This is a genomic window from Limosilactobacillus pontis (genome assembly GCF_002940945.1).
Lineage (GTDB): Bacteria > Bacillota > Bacilli > Lactobacillales > Lactobacillaceae > Limosilactobacillus > Limosilactobacillus pontis_A.
The window spans coordinates 43,448-44,275 of sequence record NZ_PNFV01000011.1 but is presented as its reverse complement, the minus strand read 5'-3'; the positions used below and the strand labels follow the sequence as shown (position 1 = coordinate 44,275).

At 37.3% G+C, this 828-nt stretch carries 1 protein-coding gene; it reads left to right on the top strand.

Annotated features, from left to right (window positions below; all coding sequences use genetic code 11):
* The first annotated feature begins 68 nt into the window (after positions 1-68).
* Complete coding sequence (locus tag CK797_RS08080) at positions 69-821, top strand: helix-turn-helix domain-containing protein (RefSeq protein WP_104689253.1); 753 nt, start codon at positions 69-71, stop codon at positions 819-821.
* Positions 822-828: the final 7 nt, after the last annotated feature.

The following is an 828-nucleotide window of genomic DNA, read 5'->3' as shown; positions in this document are numbered from 1 at the left end:
GGCTATAATGCCCTCTAAGTATACAGATGAAATAGAAAACTCATCTTGTACTTAGAGGGTATTTTTATATGGGAAGAAGATCAAAATTTTCACTCCAGCAAAAATTAAGTATTATCAATGAAACTAAAGCAGTGTCTGCCGAAAAAGTAGCTAAGAAATTTGGTATGGACGCTCACACCATCAGAAGATGGCAACGAATCTTTCAATATCAAGGAATTGGTGGGCTTGAAAATACCCATCATAATAAGAATTATTCTATCGAATTCAAACGACAATTGGTTGTCGAATTTGAGCAATCAATGGACTCTTTAGAAAATTTTGCCTTAAAACACGGTTTAAAATCTGATTGGCAACTATCAAGTTGGATTATCCAGTATAATGAATCAAAACTGAAGGCTTATACGCCAAGAAAGCGAGATTCAATTATGCCAGGACGGAAAACTACTTTTGAAGAACGATTATCGATAATTGAGGAACTGATTAAACATGATATTAACTATAACTGGGCAGTGGATAAATATCATGTTAGTTACCAACAGGTCTATGGTTGGTATCAAAAATACCGTAAAAGTGGCAATGACCCGCAATCACTTCGTGATCGGCGGGGTAAAGCCAAGCCGAAGGAAGTATGGACAGAACTTGATCAGCTAAAAGCTGAAAATCGATTATTAAAGGCCCAACTGCTTCGTAAAGAAATGGAAGATGCCTACTCAAAAAAAGTAATGGAAATACGCAATCGGGAGGTGAACGGTTCCTCAAGCAACAAGCCATCAAAGAACATGACTGGCCAATTAGTACCTTGTGTCAGATCGCTGGTATAACTAGAGA

Coding starts and splice junctions, on each gene's coding strand:
- CK797_RS08080 (WP_104689253.1), top strand. CDS start 69: ATGGGAAGAAGATCAAAATTTTCACTCCAGCAAAAATTAAGTATTATC.